General features: G+C 43.1%; 19 protein-coding genes and 1 riboswitch. Of the genes, 14 read left to right on the top strand and 5 right to left on the bottom strand.

What is annotated here, in order from left to right:
- The first annotated feature begins 4 nt into the window (after positions 1-4).
- The 5 genes from leuD to thiQ all read left to right on the top strand — a co-directional run bounded on the left by leuD (position 5) and on the right by thiQ (position 5,385).
- A complete protein-coding gene (leuD, locus tag C9J12_RS13695) occupies positions 5-607 on the top strand; it encodes a 3-isopropylmalate dehydratase small subunit (RefSeq protein ID WP_011217205.1) in 603 nt (200 codons plus the stop codon).
- 187 nt (positions 608-794) lie between these two features.
- Positions 795-1,577 (top strand): DUF547 domain-containing protein, encoded by a 783-nt coding sequence (locus C9J12_RS13700; RefSeq protein ID WP_107243228.1) that lies wholly within the window; start codon positions 795-797, stop codon positions 1,575-1,577.
- 155 nt (positions 1,578-1,732) lie between these two features.
- Positions 1,733-1,862, top strand: a riboswitch (TPP riboswitch).
- Positions 1,863-2,059: 197 nt separating this feature from the next.
- Entirely contained in the window at positions 2,060-3,004 is a 945-nt protein-coding gene (gene thiB, locus C9J12_RS13705; protein WP_407675681.1) for a thiamine ABC transporter substrate binding subunit, read from the top strand.
- Positions 2,980-4,647, top strand: a complete 1,668-nt coding sequence (gene thiP, locus C9J12_RS13710; protein WP_407675680.1) for a thiamine/thiamine pyrophosphate ABC transporter permease ThiP — start codon at positions 2,980-2,982, stop codon at positions 4,645-4,647. The genes thiB and thiP overlap by 25 nt, the downstream gene beginning before the upstream one ends.
- 12 nt (positions 4,648-4,659) lie before the next feature.
- The gene (gene thiQ, locus C9J12_RS13715) at positions 4,660-5,385 is read left to right on the top strand and encodes a thiamine ABC transporter ATP-binding protein (RefSeq protein WP_193944669.1); all 726 of its coding nucleotides are present in this window, start codon (positions 4,660-4,662) and stop codon (positions 5,383-5,385) included.
- Between the two features lie 19 nt (positions 5,386-5,404).
- On the opposite strand, the gene C9J12_RS13720 is transcribed toward thiQ, so the two are convergent.
- Positions 5,405-6,781: a PhoH family protein gene (locus C9J12_RS13720; RefSeq protein ID WP_107243231.1), complete on the bottom strand. Its 1,377-nt coding sequence runs from the start codon at positions 6,779-6,781 to the stop codon at positions 5,405-5,407.
- A 318-nt stretch (positions 6,782-7,099) separates the two neighbouring features.
- Here C9J12_RS13720 and rapA point away from each other — a divergent pair, with 318 nt between their 5' ends.
- The 3 genes from rapA to C9J12_RS13735 all read left to right on the top strand — a co-directional run bounded on the left by rapA (position 7,100) and on the right by C9J12_RS13735 (position 11,916).
- Positions 7,100-10,018, top strand: a complete 2,919-nt coding sequence (gene rapA / locus C9J12_RS13725) for an RNA polymerase-associated protein RapA (RefSeq protein WP_107243232.1) — start codon at positions 7,100-7,102, stop codon at positions 10,016-10,018.
- A gap of 91 nt (positions 10,019-10,109) precedes the next feature.
- Positions 10,110-10,829, top strand: coding sequence for a bifunctional tRNA pseudouridine(32) synthase/23S rRNA pseudouridine(746) synthase RluA (gene rluA / locus C9J12_RS13730; protein ID WP_107243233.1), 720 nt, complete (start codon positions 10,110-10,112; stop codon positions 10,827-10,829).
- Positions 10,830-10,911: 82 nt separating this feature from the next.
- The gene (locus C9J12_RS13735; protein ID WP_107243234.1) at positions 10,912-11,916 is read left to right on the top strand and encodes a D-2-hydroxyacid dehydrogenase; all 1,005 of its coding nucleotides are present in this window, start codon (positions 10,912-10,914) and stop codon (positions 11,914-11,916) included.
- Between the two features lie 116 nt (positions 11,917-12,032).
- Here the strand turns inward: C9J12_RS13735 and djlA are convergent, their stop codons facing one another.
- Positions 12,033-12,872: a co-chaperone DjlA gene (gene djlA / locus C9J12_RS13740; protein WP_011217195.1), complete on the bottom strand. Its 840-nt coding sequence runs from the start codon at positions 12,870-12,872 to the stop codon at positions 12,033-12,035.
- A 173-nt stretch (positions 12,873-13,045) separates the two neighbouring features.
- Here djlA and lptD point away from each other — a divergent pair, with 173 nt between their 5' ends.
- The 6 genes from lptD (at position 13,046) to C9J12_RS13770 (ending at position 19,924) form a co-directional block, all read left to right on the top strand.
- Complete coding sequence (gene lptD, locus C9J12_RS13745) at positions 13,046-15,418, top strand: LPS assembly protein LptD (RefSeq protein ID WP_107243235.1); 2,373 nt, start codon at positions 13,046-13,048, stop codon at positions 15,416-15,418.
- Positions 15,419-15,464: 46 nt separating this feature from the next.
- Positions 15,465-16,769: a peptidylprolyl isomerase SurA gene (gene surA / locus C9J12_RS13750; protein WP_107243236.1), complete on the top strand. Its 1,305-nt coding sequence runs from the start codon at positions 15,465-15,467 to the stop codon at positions 16,767-16,769.
- Positions 16,756-17,748, top strand: coding sequence for a 4-hydroxythreonine-4-phosphate dehydrogenase PdxA (gene pdxA / locus C9J12_RS13755; protein WP_107243237.1), 993 nt, complete (start codon positions 16,756-16,758; stop codon positions 17,746-17,748). The genes surA and pdxA overlap by 14 nt, the downstream gene beginning before the upstream one ends.
- Positions 17,745-18,560: a 16S rRNA (adenine(1518)-N(6)/adenine(1519)-N(6))-dimethyltransferase RsmA gene (gene rsmA / locus C9J12_RS13760; protein ID WP_107243238.1), complete on the top strand. Its 816-nt coding sequence runs from the start codon at positions 17,745-17,747 to the stop codon at positions 18,558-18,560. The genes pdxA and rsmA overlap by 4 nt, the downstream gene beginning before the upstream one ends.
- A 150-nt stretch (positions 18,561-18,710) precedes the next feature.
- Positions 18,711-19,094 (top strand): Co2+/Mg2+ efflux protein ApaG, encoded by a 384-nt coding sequence (apaG, locus tag C9J12_RS13765; protein WP_107243239.1) that lies wholly within the window; start codon positions 18,711-18,713, stop codon positions 19,092-19,094.
- A gap of 8 nt (positions 19,095-19,102) precedes the next feature.
- Positions 19,103-19,924, top strand: a complete 822-nt coding sequence (locus C9J12_RS13770) for a symmetrical bis(5'-nucleosyl)-tetraphosphatase (protein WP_107243240.1) — start codon at positions 19,103-19,105, stop codon at positions 19,922-19,924.
- Positions 19,925-20,019: 95 nt separating this feature from the next.
- Here the strand turns inward: C9J12_RS13770 and folA are convergent, their stop codons facing one another.
- From folA to C9J12_RS13785, 3 genes are read right to left on the bottom strand one after another with little or no spacing between them, the layout of a single operon-like run.
- Complete coding sequence (folA, locus tag C9J12_RS13775; RefSeq protein WP_107243241.1) at positions 20,020-20,514, bottom strand: type 3 dihydrofolate reductase; 495 nt, start codon at positions 20,512-20,514, stop codon at positions 20,020-20,022.
- A 55-nt stretch (positions 20,515-20,569) separates the two neighbouring features.
- A complete protein-coding gene (locus C9J12_RS13780; RefSeq protein ID WP_193944668.1) occupies positions 20,570-21,043 on the bottom strand; it encodes a threonine/serine exporter family protein in 474 nt (157 codons plus the stop codon).
- Positions 21,040-21,831 carry a threonine/serine exporter family protein gene (locus C9J12_RS13785; protein WP_107243243.1) on the bottom strand — a complete coding sequence of 264 codons (792 nt, stop codon included), beginning with the start codon at positions 21,829-21,831 and terminating at the stop codon, positions 21,040-21,042. The genes C9J12_RS13780 and C9J12_RS13785 overlap by 4 nt, the downstream gene beginning before the upstream one ends.
- Positions 21,832-22,010 lie beyond the last annotated feature (179 nt).

A 22,010-nucleotide genomic window follows, 5' to 3' on the forward strand; every position in this document is an offset into this window, starting at 1 on the left:
AACAATGACAGGCTTTAAACAACACACAGGATTAGTGGTTCCACTTGATACTGCCAATATTGATACTGATGCCATCATTCCTAAGCAGTTTCTGCAGAAAGTGACTCGTACAGGTTTTGGTCAGCATCTTTTCAATGACTGGCGCTTCCTTGATGATGCTGGACAACAAGAAAATCCAGACTTCATTATGAATGCACCCCGCTACCAAGGCGCGAGTATTTTGCTGGCACGTGAAAACTTCGGTTGTGGCTCATCGCGTGAACACGCACCGTGGGCACTGGCTGATTACGGCATTCAGGTGATGATTGCACCAAGCTTTGCGGACATTTTCTACGGCAACTCAATCAATAACCAAATGGTACCAGTTCGTCTAACTGATCAAGAAGTTGATGAGCTTTTCCAATATGTCGAAACGAATGAAGGTGCCGAGATCACCGTTGATCTTGAAACGATGCAAGTCACGGCAAATGGTAAAACGTATTCATTTGAGATCGATGAATTCCGTCGTCACTGCCTATTAAATGGGTTAGATAACATTGGTTTAACACTGCAACATGCCGATAAAATTGCAGAGTATGAAGCGAAAATACCTGCATTTTTGGTTTAACCGTTTTTCTCGAAATACACTAAGCTAATTTCTATAATGAAAAATGAATAACAAGAAAAGCACTTCTTAATCGAAGTGCTTTTTTATACTTCATATTTTTATGCAATATAATCTTCTTATACAAGGTCTTATCAATAACCACTCTGCGAAATTGCACTTATTATCTGAACTTAGAAAGAGAACGACAATGCGCTCACTTATTTCTATCGCCTTACTGCTGTTTTCAACCCTAACTTTTGCAGCACCAAAAGCTGAATTATGGGCATATTGGCAACCCAGTAATAACGCCAGTTCAGCTCAAATCTCTCATGCCCGTTGGCAACAGATATTAGATAAGTTCTTAATTACTGAGTCTAAACAAACTCTGTTTCGCTACAGTGCGGTTACCACAAACGACAAAGACAACCTTGACCGATACCTTCGCGATCTTGCCAGAATCGATCCTCGCCAATACAGTAAAAATGAACAATTTGCCTATTGGGTAAATTTATACAACGCCCTTACTGTACAACTGATCCTCGATAACTATCCGATAAAATCCATCACTAAACTCGGTGGATTCTTTAGCTTTGGTCCGTGGGATGACACGTTAATCACCATTGCGGATCAGCAATTAACCCTCAATGACATTGAACATCGAATTTTACGTCCGATCTGGCGTGATCCTCGCGTTCATTACGCGGTGAATTGTGCCAGCTTTGGTTGCCCAAATTTATTGGATACCGCGTTTAATGGGCAAAATAAAAATACCTTACTCGAACAAGCCGCGACTGATTTCATCAATAGCAGCAAAGGCGTGAGTATTACAGGAAACCAAGTACGCCTTTCATCAATATATGATTGGTTCAGCAGTGATTTTGGTAATCAATCTGAGCTACAAATGCATTTAAACCAGTATCGAAAAGGACACAATATCCAATTAAATTCGGTAAGTTATGGTTATGATTGGTCACTAAACCAAGCGAAATAACCAAGAAAATAACGATATAACCTAGCAAAGTAATCCAGCAAAATCGTACGATTAAACATCCATCTATCGCACTTTCACACTCATGTAGAATGTGCGAGCTCATCATTCTGATGCAATCTACTAGCAACTGCTTACTTGCACGATTACAATAACAACCGTTCTCATTGGGGAGCCCGTATTTATACAGATGCACGTAGCAACTAGAGTACAGGCTGAGATTGCACCGCAGAACCCACAGAACCTGAACCAGGTCATACTGGCGTAGGAATTGAGAAAAGAAGGTCGCTTCACTTTTTAGTGCGTGTCTGATGGTTACTAGTATTAAGCATAAAATACACACTAAAATAATCATATATAAGAGCATGATGCTCATACCTTCTCAACCTACGCGCATTTGAAATATTACCCCTCGCAGGATGCAAGGGCATCAGGAGCGTATCTTGAAAAAATCACTTCCACTATTATCTCTAGCATTAATCGCAATGCCAGCGTTAGCAAATGACAACACCCTAACGGTATATACCTACAGCTCATTTGCATCAGATTGGGGCCCCGGCCCTACGATCAAAAAAGCATTTGAAGCCCAATGCGACTGTACTATCGATTTTGTCGCACTGGATGATGGTGTTTCGATATTAAATCGCGTACGTCTGGAAGGTAAAAATACCAAGGCTGATGTGTTATTAGGCTTAGATAACAACTTAATGACCGAAGCTAAAAAGACAGGGTTATTAGCGGAACATAAGATTAATACCAACAAAGTGATTCTGCCTAATGGCTGGACAGACAAAACATTTGTACCTTATGACTATGGCTACTTTGCATTTGTCTACGATTCAGAAAAGCTGACTAACCCACCCAAAAGCTTAGCTGAATTAGTAAAACGGGATGATATTAGTGTGATTTACCAAGATCCTCGCACCTCGACACCCGGCCAAGGTTTGATGTTATGGATGAAATCAGTATACGGTGATAAAGCCCCAGCTGCATGGCAACAGCTGGCAAAAAATACCGTAACAGTCACCAAAGGTTGGTCTGAAGCCTATAATATGTTCCTTAAGGGTGAATCTGACATGGTGCTGTCTTACACCACCTCACCGGCATACCACATCATTGCAGAAAAAGACGCGAAATATAAAGCGGCTAATTTTAGCGAAGGTCATTACATGCAAGTAGAAGTCGCAGCAAAGCTAAAAGCGGCCAAAAACCCGAAACTTGCCGATCAATTTATGGCGTTCATTTTGAGTGATGATTTCCAATCTGCCATGCCAACGGGTAACTGGATGTACCCCGTAACAAAACAAACATTACCAGACGGTTTCGATCAATTAACCGTGCCAGCACAAGCACTAGAGTTCAATGCAGATGATGTTGCAGCACAACGCCGCACTTGGATCCGTGAATGGCAGCAAGCATTAACTCAATGATGAATAACCGTTTTAGCACCACACTTCCCGGCGTATTCAGCGCTGGGTTGATTCTCTTATTGGTGATCAGTGCGATTACAGCATTGATCAGCCAAGCATCCGAGTTGAACCCTTTTCTTATTTGGCAGGATCCTTATCTTCGTCACGTCACTGTATTCAGTTTTACTCAAGCATTTCTCTCTACAGTATTAAGCCTGATCCCAGCCATACCCATTGCTTATGCCTTATCACGTCGCCAATTTGTTGGGCGTAACTTGTTGCTCCGTTTATTTGCGATGACCTTAGTTCTTCCCGTGTTGGTAGCAGTCTTTGGCTTGCTCGCCATTTACGGGAAAAGTGGCTTATTGGCTGAACTTTTTGGTTTAATCGACCAACCACTTCCTTTTAGTATTTATGGCTTAAATGGTATTTTACTCGCGCACGTTTTCTTAAATTTACCGCTAGCAACCCGTTTATTATTACAAAGCCTTGAAGGTATTCCAGCCGAACAACATAAGCTTGCCGCCCATTTAGGCTTAACCGGTTGGAATAAATTCCGTTTCATTGCTTGGCCGCGTTTACGTCAGCAAATGCCCCATGTAATAGGCTTAGTGTTCATGCTGTGCTTTACCAGCTTCGCCGTTATTATGTCGTTGGGTGGTGGGCCCAAAGCCACCACCATTGAGCTCGCCATTTATCAAGCATTACGCTACGACTTTGATTTAGCAGCCGGCGCTATTCTTGCCATCTGGCAAATGTTGATTTGCTGTAGCTTAGTTTTGTTTACTCAACGCTTTACTAAACCCCTTTCAACTTTGTCAGGCTCAATAGAACAATCGCCACAGAATTACACCGATAGCAAATATGAAAAAATCTGGGATGGCTTCTGGATTAGCTGTGTTTTATTGTTGGTGATCCCACCACTTTTGGCCGTTGTTGGGGCTGGCTTAAACAGCCAACTATTTCAACAATTAAGCCAACCAGCATTGTGGCAAGCTGTCACTAATTCATTAAAAATTGCCATGTTGGCGTGTTTTTTTGCAACCTCTGCGGGTATCGCTATTTTATTAGCCAGCCGACATTGGCGGATCCAGCAACAGAAATTTAAAGCTGATGGTATAGAGTTGCTCGGCACTATGATTTTAGTCACACCTAGTCTGGTGTTGAGCACGGGAATATTTCTTTTGCTGCGCCAATATACCGATGTCTTTGCGACAGCATTCTGGGTGGTAGTTACAGTGAATGCGTTGATGGCACTACCTTATGTGATTAAAACCTTAAGCCAACCCATGTTACACGTTGCTCAACAATATAATCCTTTATGCCACAGCCTAGGGATGAGCGGCCTGTCACGCCTGAAGTTGGTAGAGTGGCGAGCCTTACGCAAACCCATCGCACAGGCATTAGCCATTGGTTTTGTTTTATCATTAGGTGATTTAGGGGCAATCGCTTTGTTTGGCAGCCAAGATTTCCAAACGTTGCCCCTGTATTTATTCCAGCTGCTGGGCAGTTATCAGATGGACGCTGCAGCTGTGGCTGCCTTGCTATTACTACTGCTGAGCTTAGGGTTATTTAGCCTAGTCGAATACGCATTGATAAGCCGCCCTAAAACACAGAACTCTCACCGCAATCCGTTTAAAAGCAGTAAAGCAGGACGTCGATAAGTGAATACAATCATGATACAGCTCGATCAACTAAACCATTGCTATACCCATCAGGGGAATGCCTCCCACAATGAATCATTATTGATGTCTTTCGATCTTATCGCCAATAAAGGCGATATCATTGCGTTAATCGGCCCAAGTGGCGCTGGTAAAAGTTCATTGCTTGCCATGATTGCAGGTTTTCTTAAACCAGATAGCGGTGAACTGCATCTCAATGGCGGTCTCATCACCACACAAGCACCTGCCGAACGTCCGTTATCGATGTTATTTCAAGAACATAATCTATTCCCACACTTAACAGTATTTGAAAATATCGGTTTAGGTATTCATCCGGGATTAAAGCTATCACGCCAAGAGAAAGAAGATATTGTGGTGGCAGCCTCAAGAGTCGGGGTAAGTAAGTACCTTGAACGCCTACCAGAACAACTTTCTGGCGGTCAAAAGCAACGCGTCGCATTAGCGCGTTGTTTAATTCGCCAGCGCCCGTTGTTGTTACTGGATGAACCTTTTTCGGCGTTGGATCCCGCGTTGAGAAAAGAAATGCTGGAGTTAGTCAAACATATTGCACGAGAGCAAAAAATCACCGTCTTAATGATCACTCATAGCCCAGACGATGCGCTAAAAATATCCAATAAATGTGCTTTTATTCATAATGGAAAAATACGCGTGTTTGGCCCAACCCAGCAAGTGCTGGGTGAGCCAAAAGATGAAGCTTTAATACAATACTTAGGATTTTAAATAAGAAACGTTGAGAACATTAAAGATTTTCTTCCGCAAATTCAGCAAGACGACTGCGGACGACCCCATTAAGGTAGATATTGGCACTACCTTCAAAATTCTTAAAGCGTTCAACAATATAGGTAAGGCCCGAGGTAACGGGTGAGAGATAACTGGAATCGATCTGCGCTAAGTTCCCCGAGCAGACCAGCTTGGTGCCTTCACCACATCGAGTGATGATGGTTTTAATTTGAGAGGCAGTTAAATTCTGGCATTCATCCAGTAATACAAACGCATTCTGAATAGAACGACCACGCATGAAGTTTATCGATTTGAACTGAATATTGGCTTTATCAAAGATATATTTCATTGAGCCATCAGTACATACATCGTTTTTATGCAATGCTTCCATAGTATCGGTTACCGCCGCTAACCATGGCATCATTTTTTCTTCTTCTGTTCCGGGCAAGAAACCAATCGACTCGGCGATTTCCGGCGTATTACGTGTAACAATTATCTTGTCATACATACCTTTTTCAATGACCTGCTCAAGCGCGGCCGCCATCGCCAATATGGTTTTACCACAGCCCGCAGGACCAGTAAGGATCACTAAATCAATATCGGGATCTAACATCGCATCAAGCGCCATACCTTGATACACATTTTTAGGGTGAAGACCCCATGCTTGACGGTGCATCAACCGATCATGACCAATATCTTTAACGGTAACGCTATCATCATCAATACTTTGGATTCGACCAGTAAAATCACCACCGTCATCTAATAAGTATTGATTAATAAACGGCGTTTCAAATAGATTTCTCGGTAATGTATGTACCGTTGAACGTCCCCTGTTTTCAGAATGGCACTCCGCAACACCTTCCCAAAAACGCCCTTCAAAACAATGAAAACCTTTCGTCAGTAACTTAATATCATCAATTAGCTGATCAGAACGATAATCATCCACATGACACACACCCGCGCCTTTGGCACGTAAGCGCATATTAATGTCTTTCGTTACCAGCACAACATCACGAGGGGCATGCTGCTCTTGTAAATATAAAACACCATTAAGAATACGGTTATCGCCCGCTTTATCAGAAAAAGCCTGAACCGTTTGTTTTATTTCATAATCAGCAAATATCGCAACCGTGCCTTTTTTGCCTACTTGGTTAGTGAATGGAATACCGGCCGATATTTGTTCTGGGGTTGCGTCGTGGAATATATCTTCTAACGCCCTAATGGCAACACGAGCGTCACGAGAGACATCTCGCTTACTATCTTTGATGCGATCTAACTCTTCCAGCACTGTCATTGGAATGACAACATCGTGTTCTTGAAATGAATAAATAGCGAGAGGTTCGTGAAGTAGAATATTCGTATCTAGTACAAAGATTTTCCGTTCATAATCGTCCATAAGCACCTCCTTGGTAACAGTCTGACAGCAATCAAATTACTATCACTCTTAAAGCGTAAGCCAAAATGACTATTGTTAATAATCTAAATTTTGTAGTTACTATTAAAGACCGGAGATTTTAAATAAATGTGACAATAAAAACTGTAAGGCGGATTGATCACTTTCACCGTGACCTTAATCACATCATGCAGTACCATTACTTCCCTTTTAACCGTGGCGAATTCTGGCTTACACTTAATACCAGTGTAGACCAAAAAAAAATTCGTGCCGGGTTACACATTCTCCGATATATCAAATAATTAGAAGGCTTTTACTACTATGCCATTTACTTTGGGCCAACGTTGGATCAGTGATACTGAAAGTGATTTAGGTTTAGGTACCGTTGTTGCTGAAGATAAGCGAACAGTTTCCATAATGTTCTCCGCCTGTGAAGAGAGCCGCCTGTATGCACGAAGTGATGCTCCAGTTACCCGTGTAATGTTTAATGTTGGTGATGTAGTTGAAAGCCATGACGGCTGGTCACTAGAGGTAAAAATCGTCGAAGAAAATGGCGGTATTTTTACTTATATTGGTACACGTACGGACACTGAAGAAGAAAACGTAAAGTTACGTGAAATCTTCCTAAGTCACCAAATTCGCTTTAACAAACCACAAGATAAATTATTTGCGGGTCAAATCGATCGTATGGATCGTTTTGCCTTACGCTACCGCGCTCTTACCAATCAATATGAACAACATAAGAGCCCATTACGTGGTCTGTGTGGTATGCGTGCAGGTTTAATTCCTCACCAGTTATTCATCGCGCATGAAGTGGGTCGACGTTACGCACCCCGTGTATTACTCGCAGATGAAGTCGGTTTAGGTAAAACGATTGAAGCCGGTATGATCATCCACCAGCAAGTGCTTGCAGGTCGTGCTGAACGTATTCTGATTGTTGTGCCTGAAACGCTTCAACATCAATGGCTTGTCGAAATGATGCGTCGTTTCAACTTACACTTCTCGATTTTTGATGAAGAACGTTGCGTCGAATCACTTGCAGATGCAACTAACCCATTTGAGACTGCTCAATACGTATTATGTTCGTTAGATTTCTTGCGTAAAAGTCGCCGTCGTTTCGAACAAGCACAAGATGCCGATTGGGATTTATTGGTTGTCGATGAAGCACACCACTTAGAGTGGAGTGAAGATAAGCCAAGTCGCCAGTACCAAGTGGTTGAAGCCTTAGCGGAAGCAACACCCGGCGTCTTACTGCTAACGGCAACACCAGAACAACTCGGTCGTGAAAGTCACTTTGCTCGTCTACGTTTGCTCGATCCTGACCGTTTTTATGATTACGAAACCTTTGTGGAAGAAGAGCGCCAATACGCCCCTGTGGCAGAAGCCGTTACTCGCTTGCTTTCTGGAGAGATAATCGATGATGACGCTAGAAAAACGTTAGTCGATTTACTGTCAGAACAGGATATTGAACCCAAACTTCGTCTTATCGAATCTAGCGACGTTGATGATGAACACGCGCAAACCGTGCGTCATGAATTAATTGATAGTTTGATGGATCGTCATGGTACGGGTCGCGTATTGTTCCGAAATACACGTGCTGCGATTAAAGGGTTCCCTGAACGTCATCTCAACATGTACCCGCTAGAATTGCCTTCGCAGTATAAAACAGCGATGCGTGTTTCCAGCATGATGTCTGGCTCTATATCGGCTGAACAAAAAGCCATTAAACTGCTTTACCCTGAAGATATTTATCAAGAATTCGAAGGTGAGTCAGCAACATGGTGGAACTTTGACCCGCGTGTAAACTGGTTGCTGGATATGCTAAAAGCAAACCGTAACGAGAAAGTATTGGTTATTTGTTCTCGCGCACAAACAGCCTTAACCCTAGAGCAAGCATTACGTGAGCGTGAAGGTATTCGTGCGACGGTGTTCCATGAAGGCATGTCGATTATCGAGCGTGATAAAGCAGCAGCTTACTTCGCACAAGAAGATGACGGTGCTCAGGTATTGTTATGTTCAGAGATCGGCTCTGAAGGGCGTAACTTCCAATTCGCAAATCAGTTAGTGATGTTCGATTTACCGAATAACCCTGACTTACTTGAGCAGCGTATTGGTCGCCTTGATCGTATTGGTCAGCAGCGTGATATTGAAATTCATGTACCGCACCTAGAAGGTACGTCTCAAGCCTTGCTAGCGCACTGGTACAACGAAGGCTTAAACTCTTTTGAAGAAACTTGTCCTACTGGCCGTGCTGTCTATGAAGCCGTTAGTGACGATCTAATAGCGCTATTAGCATGTGAAAAACATGAGCCGGAAGCCCTAGAAAACTTGATTGAAAAAAGTACAGCAATGCACCACGAGTTGAAAGCGAAATTGGATCAAGGCCGTGACCGTCTGTTAGAAATCCACTCAAACGGTGGTAATGCAGCCAATGATCTCGTTACTCAGATTTCATCAAAGGATGGCGATACCAATCTTATCGCTTTCTCTCTGGGCTTATTTGATACCATTGGTTTGAATCAAGATGATAAAGGTGAAAACGCCATTGTCGTGACCCCTTCCGAGCACATGATGGTGGCAAGCTACCCTGGTTTACCTTACGACGGTTGTACTATCACCTTTGATCGTGAAACGGCACTATCACGTGAAGACTTGCACTTTATTAGCTGGGAACACCCAATGATTCAAGGTGGTATTGATTTACTACTATCTGAAGGCGTTGGTGCTACAGCCGTTTCATTATTGAAAAACAAAGCATTGCCTGCTGGTACACTATTGCTCGAAATGGTTTACGTGGTTGATGCACAAGCACCGAAATCATCCGGTATTGGTCGATTCTTACCAAAAACACCGATCCGAATTTTGCTGGATGCGAAAGGTAGCAACCTCTCAAACAAAGTCGCATTTGAAGGTTTCAACCGCCAGTTAAGCCCAGTAAATCGTCACCTTGCAAGCAAGCTAGTTAATTCAGTACAGAAAGAGATTCACGTTTTAATTGCTCAAGCAGAACAAGAAGTCGCTAAAGAATTAGTGACCGTTCGCGAATCTGCACAGACTGAAATGGAAAACAGCCTACAAGCTGAATTAACCCGTCTTCAGGCATTAAAAGCGGTGAACCCTAATATTCGAGATGATGAATTAGAGCTAATTGAAAGCCAAATTCAAGATCTCACGGGTTACATTGGTAAAGCACAAATACAACTGGATTCATTACGTCTCATTGTTGTTAGCCATAACTAATTCAACCCTTTTAATCTAGGTTCAAAAGCCGTGTACCAGTCTATTCTGACGCGGCTTTTGTCTTTAATTACCTCTATTTTCAGAGTAAATAATGAAACCGTTACCGCATTTAGACTACCACCCACCCACTGACCCTTGGTTAGATATTCTTCATCATGATGAAGACATTATCATGTTAAATAAACCGTCTGGCTTGCTATCTAATCCTGGTCGGAACCCAGAACATTACGATAGTGTGTATAGCCGAGTGTTACGTGACTACCCAGAAGCACACATTGTTCATCGCCTTGATATGTCGACCTCTGGTTTGATTATGTTAGCGGTAAACAAAGATGCTGAGCGTCATTTGCATGCACAGTTTCGCGAACGCGCAACCCAAAAAGTCTATTATGCCCGCATATGGGGACATCCAGACCAAGACACGGGGACGGTTGATTTACCCTTGATTTGTGACTGGCCGAATAGACCCAAACAAAAAGTATGTTACGAAGACGGGAAACCATCAGTAACGCATTATGAAGTGGTTGCTCGTGAAGCACAGACCACATTGGTTCGTTTGCACCCTATCACAGGTCGCTCACACCAGCTTCGAGTTCATATGCAAGCTTTAGGTCATCCTATAATTGGTGATGAGTTTTATGCCAATGACGAAGCAAATGCGATTGCTGACCGTCTTCATTTGCATGCCGCCGAAATTGCTTTTACGCATCCAGGTACCAAAGAGCCCATCCACTTTTTTGCACCCTGTGAGTTATTTCCTGATGTGCCGATGAAAACCATCGAATTCCCCTCAGCAAATCAAGAAAAATAATATCAAGCCTTGAGAGTTCATCCAGATTTGGTCTTAATATGAATGATTCACTATTCATTACGATCAAATCGGATTTGCTCCCATGAAAAACCATTCTTCCATTGAACAACCGTCAATTACTGAAACACCCCTCACTCAAAAAATAGTCTTTCTCGATCGCGCGACCATCCCCAAGCATATTCAACTACCATCGCCTAATTTTCCTCATGAGTGGCAAGAATATGCAACGACAAAACCCGAGCAAGTCATCAAACGTTTGCAACATGCGACTATCGCGATCGCTAATAAAGTCATTCTTGATGCAGACGTGTTAAGCCAATTACCCCAACTGAAAATGATCGCGATCTCGGCAACAGGCACAAACAATGTCGATTTAGCATACTGCCACCAGCACAAGATTACGGTGGCAAACATTCGAGGGTACGCAACAGATTCAGTGCCAGAGCATGTGATCGCCATGATGTTTGCCTTAAAAAGAAACCTGATGGGGTATCACCAAGACATCCAAGCTGGTGTTTGGCAACAGAAGAAGCAGTTTTGTTTTTTTTCCCACCCTATTTCTGATATTTCGGGATCTACTCTAGGTATTATTGGTAATGGTAGCTTAGGGCAAGCTGTAGCAAAGCTAGCTAAAGCGTTAGGTATGGAGGTGCTCTATGCGGAGCATAAAGGAAAAGAAACCTGTAGAGACGGTTACAGGCCTTTTGATGAAGTAATAGCTTGTGCAGATGTTGTGACCTTGCATTGCCCATTAAGTGCACACACCCAAAACCTGATAGGCAGCAATGAGTTCAATCGTATGAAAACCAATAGTATTTTGATTAACGCGGGTCGTGGTGGATTAGTCGATGAAGATGCATTAGTGGATGCATTAAAGAATGGTGATATTGCGGGGGCTGGAGTCGATGTATTTACACAAGAGCCTGCAGATATGAGCAACCCTTTAATTGCCAACGCTGATTTACCCAATCTTATTCTAACCCCGCATGTCGCTTGGGGATCGGACTCAGCCATTCAAACACTGGCCAATCAATTAATTGACAACATGAATGCCTATGTCGCAGGCAAGCCTCAAAACCTTGTCTAACCTTTATACTTAAAGGTTCGATGGTCGAAAAAAAACGAGAGCCAAGGCTCTCATTTTTTAGGTTACATTCGATAGTAACCATACTATTGATTCGCTACGCCGTTGATTACTGCGTATTACTTAAAGCCTTTTTCTTTACGGATCATATCGTAAGCCGCTTGAAGCTCTTGCGCTTTTTGATTAGCGATTTCCATCATTTCTGGTGGTAACCCTTTTGCTGCAAGCTTATCAGGATGATGTTCATTCATTTGTTTACGGTAGGCACGTTTTACTTCTTGCGACGTTGCACTTTCCGTTACACCCAGAACTTCATAGGCATCAGCGAGTTGATCACGGGTTGGTGCTTGGTTAAACCCACCACCATGCTGCTGATTAAACCCACCTTGCTGAAAACGAAATGCCGCTTCTTGCATATGTAAACGTTGCTCTAACTGACGCTCAGAGAAACCTAAACTACGCGCAATAACATGTAATAGCTGGCGTTCATTCTGGTGCAACGAGCCATCAGCAAATGCCGCTTGAATTTGCAACTCTAAGAAGAACTGCAGTAAATCGGCTCGCCCTGCACAATTTTGACGGACCTTTGCTAAAGTTTCCTCTAGAGGGAATCCATCTTCTTTGCCTTCACGAAATGCATTTTGCGCCTGACGACGAGCTTCTCCATGCAAATTCATCCGATCCATAATGGCACTTGCAACACGAATTTCTTCTTCTGTTACGTGTCCTTTGGCTTTTGCCATATGACCCATCACAGCAAAGCCAGCATAAAAGAATTCGGCTTGACGTTCCTCACTGTTCGCTCGGTTGGTGCCAAAACCACCAAAGCCGCCGCCACGATAAACATTTCTTCGTGCCTTATCGAACTTATGCCCTAAAAACAGACCTAATAGCAATCCAAATGGACCACCAAGAAGGAAACCAAAAAATGCGCCTAGAATTTTGCCCCACACCTGCATTCTATACTCTCTGGTAATTTATTAAATTTATTCAAGGTTTACTCGACACTGTGGCTTGAAAAGATGCCGTCGAGATAAATTTGCATTATGATAGCTGTCATTTATCGGGAATGCTTGTAAAAAGCGCAACCAAATAGCTATGCGCCATAAACTGAGACAGGAATGTTAACCAGATGTCATTAATCTCCCGCAGCTTACTAGCCACCATGATCAGCCTCGCGCTGTATGGTCCGGCTATGGCAAATGAAAATAATAAATTAAGCGAAGATGTCAATGATGAGCTTGCTCTAACCAGTGACAACGTGGATGAGATCGAGTTAGTGCGTGGTGTTTGTATTGCGCCTCAAGATCGCTCGACAGATCCCAACAATGACCCCATAAAAGTCACCGCTGATCACGCTGAAGCTCTCGACAAAACAAAAGTCACCTACACGGGTGATGTCGTTGTACAGCAAGGAAATCGTACCATCGCGGCCGATCAGGCATCTCTTCGCCAGCCTGAAAATATTGTAGTCGCTGAAGGCAACGTCTATTTTCATGACGGTACGATAGAAGTCGACTCTGAACGCTTACAAAGCGATCTCGATACCGAAGATTCCGAAATGGATCACGCGGTGTATAACCTAACCTGTGAACCTGGACGCGGCGAAGCACGAAGAATCACCAAAACACACGCTCAAGGCACACAGTTTTATCGCATGAAAGATGGTACTTATACCACTTGCCCTGCTGAAGATAAAAGTTGGCGCTTCTCTGCGACCACATTGGAGCGAGAAGGCGATTCACCTTTTGCTAATCTTTACAATGCCCGTTTTGAAGTGCTTGATGTACCCGTTTTCTATTTACCGTACCTTCGAGTACCGGTCGGTAAAGAGCGTTTAACAGGGTTCTTATACCCGTCAGTCAGTTATGGTTCGCGTGATGGTTTCGAGTTTGAAACCCCATTCTATTGGAATATCGCACCAAATTACGATTTAACCTTAACGCCAAAGTACATGAGTAATCGTGGACTGCAGCTAAACTCTGATTTCCGTTATCTAACCGAATTTGGCCAAGGTGCATTAAAAGGCGAGTACCTCGCCAGCGATAAAGCCGCAGATGCAGGTAATGATGGCTCTCGATGGGCATTTAACTATTCGCACAATGGTACATACAAAAGCAACTGGTTGTTTGAGGTTGATTACAGTAAAACCAGTGATTTCAGCTATTTTACTGATATTGATTCTAGTATCGGTAACCGTGAAGACAATAACTTGTTACAAACCGCTGAAGTGTCTTACCGCGAACAATATTGGGATTCAACCTTACGGGTGCGTGACTTCCAGCCACTGACCGAAACAGGCCAAGGCTCACAATACCGTTTAATGCCGCAGCTAGAATTTAACTATTATCGCCCCAACCTGCCTTACGAGTTAGATTTCTCGATGGCCAGCAGCATCAGTAGTTTTGCCAACGATGCTTCGAATAAACCAGACGCGACCCGTGTTCACCTTGAACCGACATTAACCCTGCCATTTGCAACACCTTGGTGGTCGTTAACCTCAGAAGCAAAGTTACTTTATACTTATTATAATCAAGATCTTAAAAGCTACTCTCGTGACGGAATAGAAGAAACGGTATCACGTACTATTCCTACGGCGCGCATTCACAGCGGTTTATACCTAGAGCGTGACACATCGATTTGGGGGCAGGATTACACCCAAAGCTTAGAGCCTCAAATTCAATACCTTTATGTACAAGATAAAGACCAAAGTGGCATTTACAATCCTGTTAATGATGACGGTGGAGGCTACGATAGTACCCGCTTACAACAAGATTACTATGGTCTATTTAGTGATAAAACCTATAGCAGCGTCGATTATGTTGCCCCTGCGAATCAATTCACTCTTGGTGCATCAACGCGCTATTTTGATAATAACTTTAAGGAACGATTTACCCTTTCCTTAGGTCAGATATTCTATATCGATAAACCAACAGTGGATGACGAAGTAGAAAGCTATTCAGCTACCGCCCTTGAAACTGAGTTTAATTATGCCGACTGGCTCTTCTTGAAAGGCTCGATGCAATATGATGCCAGTGATAAAGAAGTGCAAATAGCCAACGGGGCGATTGAGTACCGAGAAAATGGGGTGTACATCCAACCCAACTACCGTTATGTCTCGAGTAGCTATTTGGATAAATACGTTACTAACCCCAACTCAGTGAATGATGATGGCGATAAAGATGGCATATCTCAGTTGGGGCTTTCGACCGGGTTCCCATTACATGGCGGGATCAGTGTACGTGCTGATTACTTCCATGATTTGAATGTAAACAAAATGGTCGAAGGTCAGGTTGGCCTCACTTATCGTTCTGCTTGTTGGTTAATCGGTTTAACGTATAACAAGTATGCCTCTAGCTCATTAGGTTCGAGTAATACCGAATACGAAAATAACGTATCACTCACCTTCAGCCTGCTTGGTTTACAAGGTGCGAAACCATTTGGGGCATCAAGTGATACGGGTAATGCGATGACGTACGGTAATTCATTCTCTTTAAATAATTAATTCAATTACGAACTGATTCGTAATTGCAAAAATAGATGGAACGTAGATGAAAAAGTGGAAAACATCTTTGCTAGGTATAGCAATCTGGAGCTTAGCTGCAAGCAGTATAGCTGCACCCAAGGAGCTTGATAAAGTCGTGACACTAGTCAATGACAGTGTGATCTTACAAAGTGATGTCAATGCGATGCTGCAAACGGTGCGCATCAATGCAGCAGAGCAGAATCAACCGCTACCCGATAATGCTTTATTGACTGAGCAGGTCATGGAAAAGCTGATCATTGAAACACTGCAACTGCAGCAAGCAGAGCAATTTGGTATTCGTATTGACGATACTCGGCTTGATCAAGCTGTCGCTGAAATTGCCAAAGAACGTAAACTTACTATTCCTCAACTTCAGCAAGAGCTAGAGAAAAGTGGAATATCTTACTCTATCTTTCGCGAGCAAATGCGTCGTGATATGACCGCAAGTGAAGCACGTACTATTCAAGTGCGCCGTCGTATCAATATTTTACCGCAAGAAGTTGAAATGCTCGCTGAACAACTCAACAAGCAAACATTACAAACCGTTCAATTCAATATTAGTCATATCCAATTACGAGTTGAAGAAGGGGCAACAAAAGAGCAACGTGAAGAAACTCAACAACAAGCCCAACAAATTGTTGATGAATTGAAAAATGGCGCCGACTTCGCCAACCTCGCTTACAGTTATTCTAAGGGTCCTAAAGCACTACAAGGTGGTGAATGGGGCTGGATGCGTCAGGAAGAAATGCCAACCATTTTTGCTGACCAAATAAAATCAAATGGCAAAGGCGCGATTATTGGTCCATTCCGCAGCGGTGTTGGTTATCACATTATTAAAGTGAATGATGTGAAAGGATTAGAAACGGTTTCTGTGACTGAAGTTAATGCTCGTCATATCCTAATCAAAACGTCGGTGATTTTAAGTGATGACGGGGCAAAACGTCAGTTAGAAAAAGCCCGCCAAGACATCTTAGCGGGTCGACAAACTTTCGCTGACGAAGCACAGAAATTAAGTTCCGACCCAGGCTCTGCCGCGAATGGTGGCGAACTAGGTTGGCAAACACCGGACCTATACGTACCTGAGTTTAAAGATAAAATTGAAACACTACCAAAAGGTACTATAAGCGAACCATTCAAAACGGTTCATGGTTGGCACATCGTGGAAGTACTTGATCGCCGTAATGTCGATCGCACCGATGCTGCAATGAAAAACCGCGCTTATCGCATTCTCTTTAGCCGTAAATTTAATGAAGAAGCGCAAGCATGGTTACAAGAATTACGTGCGGGTGCTTACATCGAACAACTAGGAACGAATGATGACCAAGGTTAAACGCATTGTTATTACCCCTGGCGAACCTGCTGGAATTGGTCCAGATTTAATCATCGCATTAGCCCAACATGCTTGGTCACACGAGCTTGTTATTTGTGCTAACGCTCAGCTTATGGTAGAACGTGCAGCCCAATTGGGATTACCGTTAGAAGTGAAGCATTACGATGCCACACTTCCAGCGCAGCCACATCAGGCTGGTACTTTGGTTGTAGCTAATCACGAATTAAACGCACCCGTTATTACTGGTGAGTTAAATGAACAAAATGGTCACTACGTACTGCAAACATTAGAGCATGCCGCACAAGGTTGTTTAAGTGGTGAATTTGCAGCACTAGTAACAGGGCCTGTTCATAAAGGTGTAATTAACCGCGCTGGCGTATCTTTTAGTGGTCACACTGAATTTTTCGCTCAACAAGCGAATACTGCGCAAGTTGTTATGATGTTGGCAACAGAAGGATTACGCGTCGCATTAGTGACAACACATATTCCTTTGGCGTATGTATCTCAAGCGGTAACTGAAGACCGTTTACAACAAGTAATCCGAATATTGCATGCCGATTTAGTCAGTAAGTTTGGGATCGAGAATCCAAAAATTTATGTTTGTGGCTTAAATCCACATGCGGGTGAAGATGGATGTTTAGGGCGGGAAGAAATCGAAGTGATAACTCCGGCTCTCGATAAACTTCGTCAACAAGAAGGCATGAATCTAGTAGGTCCATTGCCTGCAGATACAATCTTCAATGAAAAATATTTAGCCGATGCAGATGCTGTATTAGCTATGTATCACGATCAAGGGCTACCAGTGCTGAAATATAAAGGCTTTGGTAAAGCGGTCAACATTACGCTAGGTCTGCCCTTCATCAGAACGTCAGTAGATCATGGTACCGCACTGGAACTCGCAGGTACTGGACAGGCGGATATCGGTAGCCTTTGGACAGCGCTATCGCACGCCCTCGAATTGGTAGAAAAACAAGCATGAGCAGCGATCAAGTCCACCTAGGTCACCGCGCCCGTAAGCGCTTTGGCCAGAATTTTTTGAATGACCCATACATCATTGACGGTATTGTATCGTCGATCAACCCGCTACCAGGTCAAAACCTGGTAGAAATTGGCCCAGGCCTTGGTGCTCTTACTGAACCTGTTGGTAAGCTTGTAGATAAGTTCTCAGTTATTGAGCTCGATCGCGACCTTGCTAAGCGTTTACGTCATCATCCAGACTTGGCTGATAAGTTAACGATTTATGAAGGCGATGCAATGCGCTTCGACTTCACGCAACTTATTAAACCAAATAATAAATTGCGTATTTTTGGTAATTTACCTTACAACATCTCAACACCGTTGATGTTCCACCTTTTCACTTTCCACGAACATGTGGAAGATATGCACTTTATGTTGCAAAAAGAAGTGGTGAACCGTCTGGCTGCGGGCCCAGGCTGTAAAGCCTATGGACGCTTAACGGTAATGGCACAGTACTACAGCCGAGTAACACCTGTATTAGAAGTGCCGCCAGAATCATTTACACCAGCACCAAAAGTGGATTCTGCCGTTGTTCGTTTAACGCCATATGAAGTATTACCACATCCATGTACTAACCTTAAGTGGCTAGACCGTGTTTGTCGTGAAGGCTTTAATCAGCGTCGTAAAACGATTCGTAACTGCTACAAAGCACTATTAACCGTTGAACAGTTAGAGCACTTAGGCGTAAACCCTGGACTACGTCCAGAGAATATTACTCTTCAACAGTTTGTTAAGATGGCAAACTGGTTAGATGCGAACCACCAAAACGCATAAAACAACGAGGGAAAGTATCATGCACTCAACGATACATTTTACGATTCCTCAACTCTACGCTATTTAGCTCAGTTTTCTGTCTTTACAGATACTGATCTAAGTAGCTATGAGATAAATCGTCACCTCCGCCAGAAGAAAGGAAGCATTATCTTGAGCGCGAATTCCCCCCCAACAATTAAATGCAACGTCGTTACTCATTATATTGAGGAACAGTCTGAACCTGATAGTCAGCGTTATGTTTTCTCATATACCATTACGATTAGAAACCTAGGAAAAGGTTCTGCCAAATTACTAAGTCGTTATTGGCTAATAACCGATGCAAATGGGAAACGGCTCGTGATTGAAGGTGAAGGTGTGGTTGGCGAACAACCAGAAATAAAGATGAACGAAGAATATACTTATACCAGCGGTACGATCATTGAAACACCACTTGGTGTAATGCAAGGTCACTACGTCATGGGCATTGAAGATGGTGAAACCTTTAAAGCAGAAGTATCTCCGTTTAGGTTAGCAATACCCAATATTCTCCATTAAGGAATTGTATGGCAACCTACCTTGTCGGTGATATCCAAGGTTGTTTAGACGATCTTCTTTATCTTCTTGAACAAGCTAAATTTAACCCTAAACATGATGAACTGTGGTTGGCTGGAGACCTCGTCGCGAGAGGACCAAAGTCACTCGAAACATTACGTTTTGTGAAAGGTTTAGGTCGCTCCGCTACCATTGTTTTAGGCAATCATGATCTGCATTTATTAGCGACAGCTAACGGTATTACCAAACCTAAAAAGAAAGATAAAATTCAAGCCATTTTAGACGCGCCAGACTCAGAAGAGTTGCTAGAGTGGCTGCGTAAACAACCCCTTTTTGCTAACCACCCAACATTACCTTTTGCCATGTCACACGCAGGTATTCCACCTCAATGGAACTTATTGCAAACGCAACAATACGCCCGTGAAGTCGAAGTTTGCTTACAGTCAGATGACTACCTATGGCTTCTAAAAAAAATGTATGGCAGTGGTCCAGATTTTTGGTCCAACGAACTCATTGGTATTGAACGATACCGTTTTACGATTAATGCCCTTACTCGGATGCGTTTTTGCTACCCTGATGGGCGATTAGATATGGCATGTAAGTTATCCCCTAACGATCCTGACGTGGGCGAACTGGTGCCTTGGTTTGATCTTCCACGTCACCAAGTATTAGCTAAAAAAATAATCTTTGGTCATTGGGCTGCACTATGTGGCCATGAAGATGAGAAAGTCATTGGGCTCGATACGGGGTGTGTCTGGGGAAATAGCATGACATTGTTACGTTGGGAAGATAATGCTCGCTTTGAAAAAGCGTGCCCAGCCCATGCGGGTTAATTCATGAAATAAAGATATAGCCCATGAGATAACTAGCTGTCAGTTTCATATAAATAACACTGACAGCAAATACCATCCTGGATTAGTATAAAACCTTAAGTAAGATCGACGTTACGATCTAAAATCACAAATTGCATATCATGCGCGTTCTTTTCATCAGCAGAATAGTGCTCAGTATAACTTTTAATCCAACCTTCTCCCCAATCAGGGAAGCAGGTATCCCCATCAACATCAAGATCGATAAACGTTAAATAAAGACGATCAGCGCTTGGTAAGCACGCCTCATAAATACTGCCACCACCAATGACCATTAACTCTTCAATATCCCCAGCTGCATGCTTTGCCGCTTCTATATCGGCAACAACCGTAACACCTTCGACGCTAAATGCTGGATTGCGACTAATCACAATATTAAGTCGACCAGGTAAAGGGCGACCAATTGATTCAAACGTTTTACGCCCCATCACAATTGGCTTACCCAAGGTAGATTTCTTAAACCATGCAAAATCTGCAGGTAAATGCCATGGCATCGCATTATCTTTACCAATAACGCGATCTTTAGCCATAGCTGCGATCATACTGATCTTCACTTCATATCTCCTTAAGTAATACCCATATACCCAAGGTAACTTGGGTATAGATCATTTACACCACTGACCGGCGACGATAAAACAATAGCCCTGGCATTGCCAGTCCAATAGCCAAAGCTGCCACAATAAATACAGCCTTCAGAACATTTTCTATCATCAAGCCCCATAATTCGACGCTATAACCACTATGATTAATTTCAACCAATGCAATCATCGCTTTAAACGCAAACACACCGGGTACCATCGGAATCATAGCTGCAACAGTAAAGACTTTAGGGTGGGCAAGAAAACGATGTGACCAATGTACACCAATCATACCGACTAACGTTGCGGCACCTAAGGTTGCCCATTCAATCGGTACACCCCAGTGCAATAATACAAAGCGACAGCCATGGCCTAACGCCCCACCAATCGCACAATACTTTAAAGCTTTTTGAGGAACATTAAATACCAACGCAAAACCAACGGCTGGGATCATAGAGAAAAACATATCGTTGAGTAATGCCATAAAAAAATCAAGATAGATCATGACAACCACCCCCATACACCAAGCACATTCATCGCAGCAACAATCCCCATACTGGTCGATAATGTTAACAAGGTCGCCATGGTCCAACGAGCAATCCCCATATTCAAATATCCCTTCACCATATCAGAAATGGCATTAATTAAAGGGAACCCAGGAACGAGCATTAATACTGATGACGCCATAGCTAAAAAGGGTGTTTCACCAATTTGGTATACTTGACCTAAGCCCGAAATCAATGTCGTAACAAAGGCTGTAACACCAAAATTAACGAGCGGATTGAAGTGACAATGGGCAATCTCTTGTCGCACAAACATGCCCACAGAAGAAGCAATAAACGTCAGAAGAAATACTGGCCAATCACCACCCGCTAATCGACTAAACGCAGCACAAGACAAGCCGATCATTACAATAACGAGGAAACGGTTGTACCGCAGAGGTTTGATCTTCTCTAAACGATGATGCACGCTGTATATATCTAACAATCCCCGTTCAGCCATAATGCAAACTCGCTGAATATCAGTCACGACTTGCATATTTATCCCACGATCTTGGCAGCGACGTGTCGTTGTAATACAACGTCCGTGATTCAAGGTCGTGATGACCATAGAGCTTGCAGACAGCGACACCTCAACACTCTCAACGCCTAAGGCGACACCTAAGCGACAGGTTACATCAGTGACTAGCGTGCTTTCAGCACCGTGCTGGAGCAGCTTCTGTCCTGCAGCCACAGCCAACCGTGATACTTCTCTTTGTTCAGGCTCTGATAACCGTCTCAATCCCGTTGTCATGCTATTCCCTTAGTTCATTCATTACAGCAGCTATAGTGACTCATCAATCACATTCTACTTAAAGTACCATTAAGAATAATTATCAGACAAATCGATTATTGCCTTGTTGATTAGACACAAAAAAACCGCTCATAAGAGCGGCTTTCATTACGATAATCAGTATAAGCTATTTTGATAGC

Origin of the sequence: Photobacterium frigidiphilum (assembly GCF_003025615.1) — a bacterium.
In the GTDB taxonomy this organism is placed as follows: domain Bacteria; phylum Pseudomonadota; class Gammaproteobacteria; order Enterobacterales; family Vibrionaceae; genus Photobacterium; species Photobacterium frigidiphilum.